Origin of the sequence: Herbaspirillum lusitanum, from assembly GCF_026127345.1 — a bacterium.
In the GTDB taxonomy this organism is placed as follows: Bacteria; Pseudomonadota; Gammaproteobacteria; order Burkholderiales; family Burkholderiaceae_D; genus Herbaspirillum; species Herbaspirillum lusitanum.
Genome location: NZ_QXFG01000009.1, coordinates 92,452 through 108,055 on the forward strand (window position 1 = coordinate 92,452; position 15,604 = coordinate 108,055).

The 15,604-nt window shown below is 61.1% G+C and carries 18 protein-coding genes; all 18 read right to left on the bottom strand.

The genetic code is table 11. The annotated features are described in order from the left end of the window. The 18 genes from DXT88_RS14070 to DXT88_RS14155 all read right to left on the bottom strand — a co-directional run bounded on the left by DXT88_RS14070 (window position 1) and on the right by DXT88_RS14155 (window position 15,451). Window positions 1–1,200: a DNA circularization protein gene (locus DXT88_RS14070; RefSeq protein ID WP_265214337.1), complete on the bottom strand. Its 1,200-nt coding sequence runs from the start codon at window positions 1,198–1,200 to the stop codon at window positions 1–3. Between the two features lie 11 nt (window positions 1,201–1,211). Then, window positions 1,212–2,810, bottom strand: a complete 1,599-nt coding sequence (locus DXT88_RS14075; RefSeq protein WP_265214339.1) for a phage tail tape measure protein — start codon at window positions 2,808–2,810, stop codon at window positions 1,212–1,214. A gap of 69 nt (window positions 2,811–2,879) precedes the next feature. Continuing rightward, complete coding sequence (locus DXT88_RS14080; protein ID WP_265214341.1) at window positions 2,880–3,065, bottom strand: hypothetical protein; 186 nt, start codon at window positions 3,063–3,065, stop codon at window positions 2,880–2,882. Window positions 3,066–3,220: 155 nt separating this feature from the next. Further along, a complete protein-coding gene (locus DXT88_RS14085) occupies window positions 3,221–3,658 on the bottom strand; it encodes a phage tail assembly protein (RefSeq protein WP_265214342.1) in 438 nt (145 codons plus the stop codon). Further along, window positions 3,655–4,017: a phage tail tube protein gene (locus DXT88_RS14090; RefSeq protein ID WP_265214344.1), complete on the bottom strand. Its 363-nt coding sequence runs from the start codon at window positions 4,015–4,017 to the stop codon at window positions 3,655–3,657. Before DXT88_RS14090 ends, DXT88_RS14085 begins: the two co-directional genes overlap by 4 nt. A gap of 12 nt (window positions 4,018–4,029) precedes the next feature. Further along, window positions 4,030–5,520, bottom strand: coding sequence for a phage tail sheath C-terminal domain-containing protein (locus tag DXT88_RS14095; protein ID WP_265214345.1), 1,491 nt, complete (start codon window positions 5,518–5,520; stop codon window positions 4,030–4,032). Then, window positions 5,517–5,696, bottom strand: coding sequence for a DUF2635 domain-containing protein (locus DXT88_RS14100; RefSeq protein WP_171939034.1), 180 nt, complete (start codon window positions 5,694–5,696; stop codon window positions 5,517–5,519). The genes DXT88_RS14095 and DXT88_RS14100 overlap by 4 nt, the downstream gene beginning before the upstream one ends. Window positions 5,697–5,706: 10 nt before the next feature. Beyond that, the gene (locus DXT88_RS14105; protein WP_265214349.1) at window positions 5,707–6,246 is read right to left on the bottom strand and encodes a hypothetical protein; all 540 of its coding nucleotides are present in this window, start codon (window positions 6,244–6,246) and stop codon (window positions 5,707–5,709) included. A gap of 2 nt (window positions 6,247–6,248) precedes the next feature. After that, complete coding sequence (locus DXT88_RS14110; RefSeq protein ID WP_265214351.1) at window positions 6,249–6,551, bottom strand: head-tail joining protein; 303 nt, start codon at window positions 6,549–6,551, stop codon at window positions 6,249–6,251. Continuing rightward, window positions 6,551–6,919: a hypothetical protein gene (locus tag DXT88_RS14115; RefSeq protein ID WP_265214353.1), complete on the bottom strand. Its 369-nt coding sequence runs from the start codon at window positions 6,917–6,919 to the stop codon at window positions 6,551–6,553. The genes DXT88_RS14110 and DXT88_RS14115 overlap by 1 nt, the downstream gene beginning before the upstream one ends. 93 nt (window positions 6,920–7,012) lie before the next feature. Next, window positions 7,013–9,001: a phage major capsid protein gene (locus DXT88_RS14120; RefSeq protein ID WP_265214355.1), complete on the bottom strand. Its 1,989-nt coding sequence runs from the start codon at window positions 8,999–9,001 to the stop codon at window positions 7,013–7,015. 68 nt (window positions 9,002–9,069) lie between these two features. Next, window positions 9,070–10,674 carry a phage portal protein gene (locus tag DXT88_RS14125; RefSeq protein ID WP_265214357.1) on the bottom strand — a complete coding sequence of 535 codons (1,605 nt, stop codon included), beginning with the start codon at window positions 10,672–10,674 and terminating at the stop codon, window positions 9,070–9,072. Next, window positions 10,671–11,237, bottom strand: coding sequence for a hypothetical protein (locus tag DXT88_RS14130; RefSeq protein ID WP_265214359.1), 567 nt, complete (start codon window positions 11,235–11,237; stop codon window positions 10,671–10,673). The genes DXT88_RS14125 and DXT88_RS14130 overlap by 4 nt, the downstream gene beginning before the upstream one ends. A 2-nt stretch (window positions 11,238–11,239) precedes the next feature. Continuing rightward, a complete protein-coding gene (locus tag DXT88_RS14135; RefSeq protein WP_265214530.1) occupies window positions 11,240–13,237 on the bottom strand; it encodes a phage terminase large subunit family protein in 1,998 nt (665 codons plus the stop codon). Further along, window positions 13,140–13,682: a MarR family transcriptional regulator gene (locus DXT88_RS14140; RefSeq protein WP_265214361.1), complete on the bottom strand. Its 543-nt coding sequence runs from the start codon at window positions 13,680–13,682 to the stop codon at window positions 13,140–13,142. Before DXT88_RS14140 ends, DXT88_RS14135 begins: the two co-directional genes overlap by 98 nt. 91 nt (window positions 13,683–13,773) lie before the next feature. Further along, window positions 13,774–14,367 (bottom strand): phage tail protein, encoded by a 594-nt coding sequence (locus DXT88_RS14145; RefSeq protein WP_265214363.1) that lies wholly within the window; start codon window positions 14,365–14,367, stop codon window positions 13,774–13,776. A 176-nt stretch (window positions 14,368–14,543) separates the two neighbouring features. After that, window positions 14,544–15,098 carry a DNA-binding protein gene (locus DXT88_RS14150; protein WP_265214365.1) on the bottom strand — a complete coding sequence of 185 codons (555 nt, stop codon included), beginning with the start codon at window positions 15,096–15,098 and terminating at the stop codon, window positions 14,544–14,546. An 8-nt stretch (window positions 15,099–15,106) separates the two neighbouring features. Beyond that, on the bottom strand, window positions 15,107–15,451 hold the full coding sequence (locus DXT88_RS14155) for a hypothetical protein (RefSeq protein WP_265214367.1): 345 nt from the start codon (window positions 15,449–15,451) through the stop codon (window positions 15,107–15,109). Between the last annotated feature and the right edge of the window lie 153 nt (window positions 15,452–15,604).

Consider the following 15,604-nt stretch of genomic DNA (forward strand, 5'->3'; position numbering starts at 1 on the left):
TCACTCCGAAACAAATTGAAGGGGCTGGCCGGCAGGAACGAAGCCAGGATGCGCGACCGCGTTGCGACTCACCAGGTCATCCGCCCTGCCCTGCGCATACCAAGCATCCCCGTAGAAGTCATGGGCCAGCACGACGGCCGGCCGCACCTGCTGCGGCGTCACGGATACGAGACTCGGCAGCGCCACCGTGTTGCTGGCCAGGTGCTGGAGTGCCACCGTGCGCAGCTGTACCACCGCCTGGCTGGTGGCCTGGCTGACCTTGTCAGAAAACAGAATGGCATCCGCGCGCTGGACGATCTCCGAGCGCAGAGCTTGCGCCTCGACGGTCGTGGCCGGCTGTGTGGTGGCCAGCTTATAGATGCGATTGGATGTTGCTCCACCGCGCACCAGGTCACTGAAGGCCGTCTGATTGTTCACCACCGCGATCCGAGAAGCCGTGGTGGCCGTAACTGCCGAGGCTGACTCGGCCAGCCCTTCCGAAAAGTTGAAGAACGATAGCCACTTCTGAGCCCCACCAATCAGGCCAAGCACTCCCTGCGCCAAAGAGAGCGGCGCGTCCAAGCTGTTGCGCAGGTTTTCCGGCAACAACGACGTCAGCACCGACGTGGGATCGGCCCTGATCCAGTCCAGCGCGCCAAGGTCGACATCCGGTAATGCCATCAGATCATCGACCTGGCCGAGTGCGTCATCGACCGCAAAGTCCGGCAGGCCGTCCACTGAGAACTTATCCGAAAAATCCTTGGCGAAAGAGGCATCACAGGCGTTCACCTGGTCTGCCAGCTTGGCCTCGGTATCGTCCGATGTCTTCGGCTCCTCCTGCTTGCCGGCCTCCAAGAAGGTGATGGTGAACTTCGCCATGCCACCCTCGCGGGTGGATTCAGAAAGCGTCACCTCGCCAAACACGGTCACCGCGACCGTGCCGTAGTAAGGATGGACCAGCTGGCCGGGGCCAGCCTTCTCGATGGCTTCGATCAGCGCATCGCGCGGCACCATGTAGTCGTTGTCCCCAGCCGGGTCGCCCAGGACAAACGCCTCGACCTTGTACTCTCGCGCTCGCCGTCCCATATCCTCCGGATAGGGAATATCACGCTGCGGATACTCATGCCGGGCGATGCGCCGGCCGATGCTCATGCCGGAGCTGTCGACGTTGAACTTCACGCCACGAAAACTCGCCTGGCGCAGGTTGTCTCGCCATGCCATGCGTCTCTCCTTTACATCATGGCCAGGCCGGCCGTGACATCAATATCCATCGCATTGCCAGCGCGCGTCAGCTCGGTCACCTTCGCGCCCGCGCCCTCCACCTGGATCTTCAGCGTGCCGCCGACTTCGGTCTTCCCGGCGCTGGCGGCCTTTGCTGCAGTGAGGTTGTTGGCCCGGTCAGTGGCGAACGAGAATTTGAAATCCTTCATTGCGTCTGGCATCAGCTTGTCCGGGAGGATCGTCTTGATGATCCCCAGGATGCCGTTGGCAAGGCCCTGCCAGCTCTCCAGCCATACCTGGATCAGGCCGTCGAAGAACCCGACATTGAAAACACTCTTGATCCGATCCCAGGCACCACTGACGTAGGAGACGATGTTGTCCCAGTTTTTGTAGACGATCACACCGAAGGCCACGACCCCAGCGATCAGCAGACCGATGGGGTTCGCCAGCATCACACCCCACAACGCCTGCAGCCCGCTCATCGCCGCCGGCAGCATCGTCCAGGCGAAGACGCTCAGCTTCACCATGGCCACGCCGAGCGCCCAGCCCAGCTGCCCGAATGCCAGCAGCACCGGCGACATCAACCCGCCGAGCATGATGAGCGTTGAGACGGTCGGCCCGAAGGCACTATTCATGGCTTTGAAGACAGAGCCCACCTTCTGTGCCACCTGCCAGAGCCCCTGGAACAGCTGCACGCCGATATCGATGATGGCCGGCAGCTTCTCCAGGAAGGCGTCGAATTTGCTCTCGATCAGGCCACGATTGGCCACCGTCCATTTCTGGATGTTCTCGAACATGGGCTGGATCTTCTCGGCCAGCTTCAGCCCGAGGAAGTTCTTGATACCCTCGAAGGTGCCCTGCAGGCGCTTCCACATCTTGTCGAAGGAATCGGCCTGCTGCAGCTGGTCGTCGGTAAAGATCCGACCGTCCGCCGTCATCTGCTCATACTTCTCGCGAATACCATCAGCACCACGGTTCATGGTGCCCATCATGATCTCGCCGCTCTTGCCCATGAGCTCCAGCAGCACGGCCTGCTTGGCCAGATCCTTGTTGGAGCCCTTGAAGGCGTCTGCCATGCGCTCAATCACTTCCTCGGGCTTCATGCCCTTGAGCTGGGCCATGGACAGTCCTACACCAGCAAACGCCTGCTGCTGTTCCTTCCCACCAGCCAGCGCCAGGCCCATGGCCTTTTTCAGCTTGCCCATGGCGGCGGCCGCATCTTCCATGGTGCCGCCGTCTTCCTTCACCAGCTCGCCGAAGACCTGCAGCTTCTGCGCGTTGATCTGGTATTTCTCGGCCAGATCTCCGACGCTATCAGCGGCCTCGGCTGCAGCGATGCCGAAGTGCAGGATCTCGCCGACCGTGCCGGCATACACCCCGCCGATACCAACCGTGGCCGTGGCCAAGCCCACCAGCGACTTGGACAGCGCCCCGACCGCCGATTTCACCTTGCCAAGACCAGTGGCGTCATACAGCTTGCCCAGCGACGCGTGCAGATCGCCGGCAGGCTTGATCAATCCTTCGAGCTTGGTGCCGATCTCGTTCAACGTGGCCGAAGCCTTGTCGATGGCCGAGATCACCAGCTCGGATTTTGTTTGTTGAGTTCCCATACGAATCTCGCGGGCAAAAGAAAAGCCCCGCCAGGTTTCCCGGGCGGGGCTTATCGAACTGCTGTTGCTTTAAGAGAAGAGAATGCCGAAGAGCTTGATCATGAAGGGGACGCCATACCAGACGATTCCCCCGAGAATAAACAGACCGATCAAGGCCGGTATCAGTCCAATCAGACCGATGCCGAACATCGACAGGCCAATCAGACCAGTCTTCAGATCGGTCGCTTCCTTCTTAGATTGAGCAGGCTTTTCCATGGGCTCATTCTAACAAGAACGCCCCCACCGTCAAGACGCCCCTTGCATTCTCCGTTGCGCTTCAATCACCTTTCCTGCTTCCTCGACCCAGAAGTCAAGCTCCCAGGTATCCATCTCCCAGATCTCGCTCGGAGGAAAATGGTAGAAGTGAGCGATCAGGCCGACGGCGTCGCGCCAGTGACACCGACCAAAAAAGGAGCCGACTCCCCGAGGAGCGCAAGCACGTCGACCGCATCGAGGTCGTCCAGCACCTCATGCGGCAAGCCGTTCATGGCGGCGATCAGCTGCAACTGGGTACCGACTCGCCCTTCCGCCGAGCTAGGATTCAAGCCCTTCATCTCGCGGGCCTTCAGGCGCCGCAGCTTCAGGATCTTGATCTCGAAGCCGTCCGGTGCCAGGATCGGCACCTTCAGCGCGTAGGTAACCGCATCCACCTTCAGCCCGTCCAGCGGCAAAGGAGCGGCCCCATCGCCGACCGGCGCCGCAACGGGCGCCGGCAGCGTGGCCGATGGCACTTGTGCAGACGTCTGCACTGCCGGCGCCGCTTCTTGAGAGGTGGCCGGATAGAACGGCTCATAGGTCTGATTGCTCATGCTTGCTCCGCAGGTGCGCCGATGAATTTGAGCGATGCCTTGCCGTCACCGGCTTGGGGGCCAATAGGCGTGGCGAGGCTGGCGCCACGCTGAATGTACTGCTGCCCGGAATCGCATTTGAAGACCACCGTACCATTCTGGATGGCATTGATGGCGCCGATGTCGGTCTTGCCACTGACAGCGATATCGAATTCGATCTCGCTATGCACCGGCTTCTCGGTCCAGCCGAGAAAGCCAAAGTCGCCGACCACCGCCGTGCGCTCAACCCCGCCGGGGTTGATCTTCGCGGTGCCCGGCAGACTGGCGATGCTCTCACCATTGACGCGGATGAATGCGCGCCCGAAATACATATCTGCCATGTTTCTCTCCTGTTACAGACGGAACTGGATCTGCGCCGCAAAAATGCGGAACTGATTGACCAGGTTGGGCGGCAGGCGGACATCGACGCGGTTCACATCGGATGCGTTGCGTGCCACCAGCAGGTCGGACTTGAACTGATCGATGTCTTCCATCAGCCCAGCATCCACCCAATCCAGCGCGAGCGCGATCAGCTCGGCACGAATGTCCTGCGGCGTGACGAGTGCCTGGCCGGGCGCCGCCTGCGTGCCATCGTTGGCCAGCTTGTAGCGGGGGAAGCGCTGCGCGATACGTGCCCGCACCTGGTAGCGCATCAGCGACAAGGTGTACATCGTTTCCACGTCGCGATAGCTCGGATCAACCAGGCCGGCCGCATTGGTTTTGTAGTTCGTCACCGCACGCTCGATCACCACATTGCCGCCGTTGTCGACCACCGTGGTGGCGCCGCCGTACGACAAGACGTTGTTGCGCTCGGCGCGGGTGAATCGCTTGTTGGCGGGTGCCGGCAAGCGGTTCGGCAAAGCCAGCGTCTGCAGAGGGCGGGCCGGGTCAATCGCCAGGTAATACGCGGCGGTCGCGCCGGCCAGCGCGGCCTTTTCCCATACCGGGCCGGGCTCGCCACCGGTCTCGCAAGTCCAGCTGGTGATGTGCGAGTTGTTGCGCGCGCTCAATGCCGAGTTGAGGGTACCCACCGTACCGCGCAAGCCGATATGGCAATGGCCGTCGTTCTGCAGTAACGGCCCCCAACGGTTGTTCAGCTCGACCTCCATCAATGCCAGATTGGGCGCATCGTTGAAGGCCATGATGATGTTGTTGTACTGCGTGGCGCCGATGTTGGAGAGCGCCGTCGCGATACTGGGGTCCGCCGTACCACCCGAGAGCTGCGCCAGCGCGACGCCCAGACCTGCGGGCGTTTGCTGGATCAGCGGGTAGTAGTTGAGCTGCATCATCAGATCATTGGTCAGCGTGCCCTTGTGGCGCGCTGTCACGGTCACCACACCGACGTTGCTGGTCGCTGTGACCACCAGATCCGGATTCGCGTTAATCGCTGCGGCCAGTGCTGTCGCAATGGTCGTCGGCGTGTCCGTGGTGGAGACAGCAACTTGCACGAGATCTTCGCCGATGTACAGATTCAGCGTGCCGCCCACCGTAGCTGCGCCGGTGATGGTGACGGTGCCGGTTGCAGCCGTGCCGGCGCCGTTATCGGGCACCGCCACCACCCAGGTCTCGATGGTATCGGTCACGTCGAAGATACTGCCCACCATGGATGCGCCAATCGAACCGCGGCCGAACGCTGCAACTCCACCATCCTTACCGCTGATCTGATACGGGGTGTTGGCCGGGGCGGTGCCAGTGGCGAGCGACTGCGCGATCAGCAGGATGCGCTGCGGCATGTTGACCGGCGCGTTGATGGCCTTGCTGTTGTCGAACTCGACATACTGACCAGGGGTCAGGAGGTTGACCGGGATCTGGTTGAAGGAAATCGAAGCTGCTGCGCCCATCATGCACCTCCGCCGTCAGTCTTGCCTGCCTTCGGCTTCTCATCGGTCACGTCGCCATCGGCCAGGCGGCGCAGCCAGAAAGAATCGTTCTCGTCCACGGGTACTCCGTCCGCTGTCACTTCACGGCCGGTTACGGGGTCGCGCACGATCCTCCCTTCTACGGGATAGATCACTTTCATTTCTTTGCTCCTATTGAGGAAGGGTGATTTTTGCGGATGCGTCGATCTGGCCGTCCGGCGTGGCCGGCTGCGGCGGATCATTGCGGGGCGAGGACATGTCGATCTCCACCGAGACCACCTCCAGATCATCTGCGACCGGCTGCGGCTCCCAGATGTACTTGGCCTCGTAGTTCATGGTCAACAGCGCCGCCTCATTGGAAGCCGCGCTGGTGTAGTCCGGATCGCTCCCCTTGTAGCGGAAGGCCACCGTCAAACCACCCAGGCGCTGATCGACGGCCAGCAGCGCCTCGATGGGCGCCGCCAGTTCGTCAAGTCGGTCGACCACATCGTGGCCGTCCTGGACGTAGACCTGCACCATGAACATCACCGTGCGCAGCTCCTGCCATTGGTCGCTCAGATCTTCAACCGTCTCACCACCGTTAATCACGTTGGCAAAGGGCAGTTTCCGATTCGAGAGCGGCTTCGTCCTGGCCTCGAAGAGATTGGCCAGCGTCGGATGCGGCTCCAGGAGCTGATAGATTTTCTCGCGGATTTGCTTGCGGATGTGCATGGTCAGGCCTCGATGATCTGCGCGATGGTGAGTTTGCCGTCCTCGACTGCCTTCGGCGGTTGCTGCACGCGCCACTGGCTACCGTTGATCGTCAGCACCTCCTCTTCCGCCAAGCCCGGCAGCGAGCCGGTGATATACATGATGGTCGAGGTGTTTTGTACGAGCAGCTGGTCGCCAAGCACCAGTTCGTCCGGGTTATCGAAGATAACCAGAACGTCCAGTGCCTGGCCGCCCGTGGACGGTTGCCAGTGAGCGTTGTCGCCGAAGTCCCGGAAGAACGTCGTCAGGTCTTCGGCCAGCTTCATCAGCTGGCCTTGCCGGCGTCGTCCAAACCAACTGCGGACGCATCCACCGAGGCTGCAGCCTCCTGGGCCTGGAAGGCGGCAGCGATGCCCTGGGCGATAGCAGTGGCCAGTGCCTCGTGATCCAGAGCCACCGTGGCGGTTGCCGCAGCAGCGGGCAGTTCCACCTTCAGCGCACGGCTGCGGGCTTCTTCAGCCTTCAGCGCCGAAGCGCGGTCCTTGTCCTCGGCATACTCCAGCTGGTGCGCACCATCGCCGACTTCCTGCTCGAGGGTGATAATGTCGCCCTCGCTGTAGACCTTCTCACTGCCCTTGGCGTCCACGGTGCGATAGATGAAGCCTTCGCGGACGATGTAACGTTTGGCTGCCATTTGGCTTTCCTTTCAAAGATTCTCGGATGTGCAGACGTCTGCACAGGAGCCCCCGGCCCGGTAACGGGCACGGCGGCAATCAGTTCACGCCGATTACGCGGTCAGCGCATCCGACATGACGGCGAAGCTCGCGGCATGACGCGCAGCGATATCCACCGACTGCATGGCACGCAATAGCACGCCACCTTGCTTGAAGGCAGTGCTGTCATACGGGTTCGGCGTGATCTCCAGTGCGCCCCATTCGCCGATCAGCAGCTCGGACCAATTGCCGAAGAAGACTTCGGAGCAGACGCCGGCCGAAGTACCCTTGGTCAGGTTCGAACGCACTTGGTTGGAACGGGCGACCGGGTAGCCGTTGATTTCACCGGGGGTACCCGAGCGCTGGCCACCGGGGCTGTTCGTCCACAGGTACTGGCCGGTTGTCGCCTTCAGCTTCTTCAGCCAGCCGACCGACTTGGCGTTGGCCAGGTACGACATCGAATCAACGTCGGCGTTGGCGGTGGCCACGGCGGTCTCCAGGTCGATCAGATGATCGATGGTCAACTGAGCGCCATTGGTGCCACCGACCACCGAGCCGATGCCGGACATGTTGGCGATACCCAGCGGCATACCACCGGTGCCGGTACCAGACAGCGCGGCCAGATCAATGCCCAACGCCATCTGCGCGATCAGATCCGCGCGGGCCAGCATCTCGATGTCCGGCGTGGCCTGGATCAGCATCTGGCGAGTGATCGCCGAATAGGTGCCCAGGCTCTTGAGCGTGAGACTCACCTTGTCGAAGGTGGCCTCGGACTCGGTCAAGTTGCCACCTTCCGTGACCCAGAAGGTGCTGGAAGCGCCGTTCTGACGCGGGATATCCACGTTGCCAACCAGGCCGGACAGGATGGTGGCGCCGAGCTGGAAGACACGGGCGCGGTTGCGCAGGATGTCGATGAAGCTGCCAGACAGCAAATTGGTGGCAACCATCACGCCTCCCGTGGCCGCAGCACCGGCTGCATACTGCGCGCGCTGGGCAAAAGGCACATTGGTCGGCATGAAGAAACCGCTGGTGGTCTTGCCCATGCGCTTACCGATATCGTTGGAAACTTCCAGCTCGAAGCCGGCCTTCTTCCAGTCGTTCGACAGGACTGCGTTGATTGCGCGCAGCATCGAGTAACCGGCCTTCTCCTTCTCGGACATGTCCGGGGAGTAGCCGTCGCCCATATTGGCGACCGGGTTAGCCTTACGCTGCAGCTGGAGATCCAGTACGGCGCCGCGCGCCTCCGAGATCGATGCGCCTTTGCGAATCAAGCCTGTGCGCACGTCATCGGGCACGCCGTGCTGGCGGCACATGCTGTCGATTTCATCGATGCGCTTGCGCTCTTCTTCGGCGCCCTGGCTGCGTGCTGCGCTATGGTCGACCGGGTTAGCGACGCCAACGCCACCGGCACCTCCGCCGGTCGCGCCATCGTCCGCCTGGTTGCGCAGAACGCGCGGGGAGTGACGGTGCTTGTACATATCTTGTTGCTCCATGTTGTCGGCCGGGGCCGGTTGGGATTGATGGGCCTGCGCTACAGCCCGGGGATTACTGGCATCGAGGCTGCGACCGACACCTACAGTCGGGTCGGCCGGCACCGTTACCAGCGAGATCTCATACGGTTCCCAGTCGGTCGCCGTATAGATTTCGTTCTCCACGTCATCCTCGAATTTGAAGACGCGGTATTGAAAGGAGGCATTGACCAGGATGCCGTCGTCGCACTGGTTCAAAGCCCAGTCGCCACGTTCATCCTTGCCGAAGCGGACCGTCACATAGCCACGACGGTCCCCGCCGAGTTCGAGCGATTCCACGATGCCCAACAGGTCATCGCGGTTGTGGTTGAAGAGGAGCGGCATGCTGCCCTGGCGCACGCCGGTGCGCATGGCGCCGGGGGCATGACTCAGGATCTCGGTGCCGTACCACATGTCGCAGGGTTCCTCCGAGCTGAAGGGGAAGCGCACGGTCCGCGCTTCCATATCCACTGCCAAGGGTCCATCTGCCCGCAGAGTCAGCAGCCGCAACTGCGACGCGCCGACCACGGGCGGTTTTCTCGTTTTCGTTCCCATCACGACTCCAAAAAGAAAAACCCGCCCAGGTAGCCCTGGACGGGTTCGATGTTTGCCGATGCTGGCGGTCAGTCTTGGTCGGTTGCTGGCTCTTCTCCCTCCTGCCCAGTGTCCGCTGTCGGATCAGGTGGCGGGTCGTCGGTACCGGCCACGGCCTTATCCTTCTCATCGACCTTGGCTGGGTCAGTGTCAAAGACCAGTTCCATGTCGCTGGCCATGTCCAGCTCGGAGCGCCTTGACCGGTAGACGTCCTCAATATCAGCACCACCGTTTGTCTGCGCGATCACGTCACTAGCTGACATGAAGCCGCAACGCACGGCCATTTTGTATGCTGCGACTTCTTTGGTTGGGTCAATCCAGCCCCATCCGCGTGGCTTCCAGCGCTCGCGCTGATACTTGCGCTGCTTACTGTAGAAGTCGGGGATATTCACCTGGCCGGCCAACACGGCAGCGGAAAGCCATTCCTGCTTGATCGGGCTGCAAAGATTGCGAATCAGCCAGCCCTGGATGATGCGCCACAGATCCCGGTCATCCAGCAGCGACAGACGTGAGCTGCTGTAGTTGCTCTGCGAGTAGTCACGGGACAGCGACTCGTAGCTTGTACCGATACCGGCCGCGATCTCGCGTAGCATGAATCGCATGAACGGCTCCAGCGCTGCATTCGGCCGAGAGGGGTTGAAGCCCACGAAATCCTCACCGGGCGCCAGGTAGCGGAATGTACCCGGTTCAGCATCCATCACCTGACGATTGGCGACCACGGCATCAGGCATGGGATTCTCCTGCGCCTTGATGAAACCGACGATGTTCGCCGAGGCGCGAGCCGCGACAATCTCGGCCTCGCCATAGCCCTTCATATCATTCAAGCGCCGCAGCACCGTATGCATCCATGGCACGCCACGCGTCTGCGGCCACCGTTCCACCATGTAGAGGTGGATGATTTCGTCGGCGGGCACCCGAATGTAGTTGCTGGCCTGGAAGGTCCGGAACTGGAAGTCGCCAGGATGTGATGGATAGAGCCAGTAAGCCACCGCCCTGCCCCATTGGTCGACCTCAACGCCCATGCGAATGGCGTTGCCGTTTGGCGCCATCGCGGTCTGCCAGTTGTCGAGGAGCCGATCCGCCTCCAGCACCTCCAGCGCCAGCGGTGCCTTGCCGCCACCGAACGGCTGGCGCACCTTCCGCACCAGCACCTCGCCATCCTCCGCGACACGGCCGATTACGAAAGCCAGTAGATCAGACATGTGCAGCTTACCGCCCGTGTGGCAGATCTCGGCCTTGCACCACTCCGCGTATTCCTCTTCGATTGAATCATTAAGCGAAGTAAGCAGCTTGCCTCGCGCATCGGCGATCTGGGCTTGGAAGCCAACGCCAGTGCCTACGACGTTGTTTTTGATGATTCTGATGGCATTCTTCGCGTGACCGTTGTCACGCACCAGCTCACGCGACCGCGCACGTAGCAACCGCAAGCTGGTCAATATCTCGGAATCGGCCGAGGTGTTCAGCGCCGTCCAGTCTGACGTGAGGCGATTGAACTGGGCGCCCGCGTAAGTTCGTTGCGCTTCTGCTGCAGCCGCGCGCTTGCGCTGGACATCCCGCTCGGCGTTCCACTGCCGCAGCAGCACCGATCCCTTCTGCGCCACGCGCTCTTCGTTGTACCAGCTGGTCGAGGTCATGACGTAAACCTTACGTAGTAGTTTCTCGGGTTCGGGCCACCGGTGGCGGCGGCCTTCTCTTCCTTCTCCCGCAGCACACGAGTACGCCAGTAGTTCACTGCCTCGATCAATTCGGCGGCGGTGAAATACTCGGCGTTGCGTGGTCCGATTGCATACTTCTTCGTCTTCTGTCCGCTGCTCGTTAGGTCAGCCAGCGCCTTCTCAGCATCGACCAGCGCACGCTGCGCCAGGCTACGCCCGTCAAATCCGTCCGCCGTGATGGCGGCCAAGTTCGCCAGCACCTGCAACTGGCCGCTGCCGGCGGTCACTCGCTCGGCGCCCTTGGTCAGCACCGCTTGCCACCAGTAGGGTCCGGCCTGCAGGCCCTGACTGGCGGCAGCGGTCAGGGCGAATGTCCAGCCACCTGATCCGTCTGCAGTGCCTGGAAGGTCTAGCTTGGTCGGACCGCGTAGCGCAAACTGCAGTACCCAGGCAGAGCTGCTGTAGTCGCTCCCGCGCACAGCCAGCGCCGGCTCCTTCCACTGGAGGGAATCGCCCGCTGTGAGTTCGGTTGGAATATTCATGGTTACCAGCTCGATGCTTTGAACCCACCACCAGGGCGGGGAAGATTAAATGACCGTGGCTTCTTGGTCGGCTGCGGCTTCGCCGGGGCCGGCGCGGCAGCGGGTTGCGCCGCTGGAACTGCTGCCGGCGCCTCGAAGATGTCCTTCTGTCGAACGGCATCCTCCAACATCGCCCAGTGAGATTCCTTGTACAGATGAATCTTGAGCGACCTGGCCGCATGCAACGCGTACACCTCGCAGTCCAGTGCCTCGTTGCGCACGCCCGACTTCTTCTGCCACACCTTTTTGTTACGCAACGTCCGATGAGGTGCCTTGACCTCACTGGTGATCTGCTCGTAGTAATCCGGGCGAACAGTCTTGTACCAGTGCATACGCCCCGGCCCCTTGCCCTGCAGACGAATCCGCCCCGCACCAGAGTCCTGCCCCAGCAGCAGATCCTTCGCTCGCTCGGTGCCGACCATGAACGGCTTCACGCCAAACTTCGCAGCCTTGTTCTGCCGGTTCGTATCGATGGACGGACGCGGCGGCGCGAAGATCTCCCGACCATCGTCGGATGAGGCCCCCTTCACGGCCAGATACCCACGGTTCAGGCGGTCCCGAACGAACGCATACACCGCGTCCGAAGTCTGACCATCCGACGAGTCGATAGACACTGCACGGATCGACAACTGGCTACCGCCTTCGTGCGGGATCGGTTTGGACAACAGCTGATCGAGGTCAATCCACGCCCCCTCATTCGGGATCAGGGTCTTGCCGTGGATCTCACCCCAGTAGAGCAACCAGCTTTCCTCCCCTCGTCCCCAGACACGGATGACCACCGCGATCCGGTCATGCTGCACGTCGCAGCCAGCAGTAACCACCAGGCCTCCCCACGGAACCACCAGCTCCTCGTAGTCCTCGGCCCGGTCCTTCAGGGCATCCAGGTCTGGGAGCTCGCTGGCGTATTCATACGACTTGCCCTCGGTGTTATTGCGGAAGACACGCATCTTCGTGTCGTCGCCCTGCGCCAGGGCGTGCTTGGCCGACAGATACTTCTCCACCAGGTGCGGCATGGTCGAGCCAGGGAACGGGGAATACACCTCGTTCAGCCAGAAGCCGGCGACGCCGTGGAAGGTAGCAGTCGCCCGCCACATGCCCTTTCGCACGTTGCGATTCTTCTCGGCATCGGTCCACAAGGCGCCACAATGCGGGCAGCGATACCGGGCCGAAGATGGAACCGCATGGCCGAAGACCTCATGGTGGATCTCGGGGTTGTCCAGCCAGACGACGTTTTCCCACTCCAGGACATGCGCCTCGCCGCACTCATGGCACGGGATGAAAAACTTGCGCTGGTCCGACAGCAGGTATGCCTGCTCGATCTTGCTGACGCCGGCAATCGTCGGTGTGCCGCCGAAGATGATCTTGCGGCGCGCGAAGGTCTTGGTGCGCTCCTCCAGGGAGGAGATCGTATCGCCCTGTTCCTTCACGTTGTCGTTACAGTCGTCCGGCTCTTCCACCGCAACCACGGGAGCGGGCGTCGACTTCACCGAGGCCGGCGAGTTGGAACCGACGAACTTCAGGAAACCACCGGGGAACTGTTTGAAGTCCACCCGGTTTTCCTTGTCTCGCTTCTTCGAGACCGGGATCTTGTCCATCAGCCGAGGCGTGGCCTCGACCATGGGCACGAACTTTTCGTCGTTGTATTCCTTCGCCGCCTTGTCCTTCGAGAACATGACGATGATCGGGCACGGATCGATATCGATCCGCTTACCCAAGTAGTTGTTGAGCACGCCGTCCGTCCAGGCAATCTGCGACGACTTCTGTGCGACCACCTTGAAGACCGCCGGATCATCCAGCGCCTCATGGATGCCATGCACCCATGGCGTGATGTCCGGGTTATACCGGCCGGGCTTGGCCGATGCCTTAGCCGATAGACCCCGATGGCGGCGCGCCCACTCGGTCGTCGTCAACTTCTCCGGCGGCACCAGCGTGGCCACCAGGCGCGTCAGCAAAGCGCCCACCGCTTGGGTCGTATCGGGCGAGCTGGCCGAGGGCGGCATACGTGTGTTCATTGAGGAGAGAGACATCGACATTCACTTCATACAAGGTGGACAGCTCGGATGCCAGCTTGTCGTCGCGCGCCAGCAGCTCGGAGCGGAATGCTCCGACCATGTTCATCAACTGCCGCTCCAGCTGCTCGACGTTGATCAGCAGGCCACGCTTCTCGGCGACCTGCAGCAGCTTCAGCTCCCGATCCACCCGCTCGGTCAGCACGCGCTCGCGCACCAGATCGAGGCCGTCTTCCGACTTGTGGCCGGCGGCCTGGGCGCGCAGCTGGCGGATGTACGCCTTGCGGATCTCATCCATGTCCGCCGTCTGCCAGGCCACGCCCAGTTTTTCGAGCAGGCGGCTCACGGCCGACTGATCCAGATCCAGATGGTCGGCGATTTGTTGCTGTGTGGGCATGGAAAATATGACCCCCTTAGGCGGCCAAAAAGTAGAGAAAAATCGCGATGCATACGCCCGTACGCACAGGTCGCGGGGAGGACCCGGCCGTTTATTTCTTGAGCAACAGGTAGTTGATCTCCTGCGCCAAGACCTTGGGGAACTGCTCCTGCACCCTGGCCATCACCTTGTCCTGGACGGTCTTGTTGCTGAAGCCCTTGGGCACGCTGACGGTGAAGAGTTCACCGATGGGCAGGCGACCCCGACCGAACTTGAATCGACCGAATGCCTGCCCGGTCTGCTGGAACGAACCTTTGTATCCCCCACGGGCGAACACGCCACGGTGGCCGGATCGCATTGACCGGATAAAGGCATGAGGGACGGTAATGGTCTTTCCCTTGATCCTGACCGTGACACCAGCCTTGGACTGGCGCGCGTTGAACGCGATCATCGGCAGCGGCTTACCTTCTGCTGTGACGACCGCCTGCAGCGATCCCCGACCAGCCCGGCGGATTGAGATGCTCTTGCTGATCACACGGGAACTGATCTGGTATTGATCCTTGATCTCCCGAGCTGCAGCAGTCTTACCCTGAGCCGCGACCTTATTGATCGCGCGGGTGGTGGCCTTATCACGCACGCCTGAGGCCAACTTGGTCATCTGTGCGGCGGCCTTGCTGATATCGGTCCGGACATCGAAACGAAACATATCTTCTCCAGTGCAAACGTCTGCACGCCCATACTGGTGGCCGCGTATGGCGGCGGCCTCGCCAATAATTCGGGCAAAAAAAAACCGCGCAGCAGATGCTTGCGCGGTTCTTACGGACTTCTGACGTGTATCGAAAACGGACTATATATGACCGCAATTTGGCAAGCAAGCTTTTTTTAGCCTGTGGAAAACTCCAGGGCGGCACGAATCGCACCCAACGCCTCAAGTTCCAGCACCTTCAGCTTGTCCTGAATATTCTTGGTGTGCCGACGAGCGGTGCGCTGATTCATGTGAACCCGGTCGGCTGCATCAATGACCGAGACCCGCTTATCGAAGAAGTTCATGATGATGGCCTCGCGGACATGCCCGAACGATATCCCCGTCACCTGGAACGCAGACCACTCCCGCAGATAGACAATTGACTCGCGCCACTCTGGCAGAGCCCGGTCACCCTGGCAGCAGGGGCAAGCTTCATACTTCGGCGAGAAGCGCGCCACGAGGCAATGCCTGTGAGCCTCACTCAGGCGATCAAGCTTCTTCCGTATCATGCCGGCCTGTGCCGCGCCATCAGTTGACACCAAGCCCTTACCCTGCCCCAACGCCTCCAGACTACCCAGCTTGGACATTGGTGACAAAGGATACTGCTGGCTCTGGAAGTTGAAGGCGAACTTCAGCGCCTCATGCTCATTGCGGAACAAATCGTTGATATCGATCCCAAAAACCGTGTTCATGTTTTCCCTCACTTGTCGCTGTTATTGCCGGTCAATGCCGGCGGCCGTTGCTTACCAAGCCACCGATTCATGACGCGCAGCTCTTTACTGCTCGATTCGATGACGATTTCGATGTAGACGGGTGGAAGCACGATCTGGCGCTCCTGGCTAACACCACGTTCGTCCCAATAGATCTCAACGCTCCCTCGCTTAAGAGGAGTTCCAATGTGCGAGCCATTCTCTTGCGCATAGAAGAGCGGTTCCCCACGAAGCGACCGCCGTATCTGCCGATCCACCGGAAGTAGTCCATGCTCTCTTCGAAGGTCATCGATCATGCTGGCGACCATTGGCATTTCCTGACGCAGATTGCTCATCCGACTAACCTCCCCTCGGACAAAAAAAGGTTGGCGGCAAGGTTGGACGGCGCAAAGCCAATACCCATGCGGCTTTGCCAACCTCCTAACCTCGCTAACCTACTTTTGAATGGATTTGAAAATAAAAAAAGGAAAAAGAAGTCCCTACGCGTG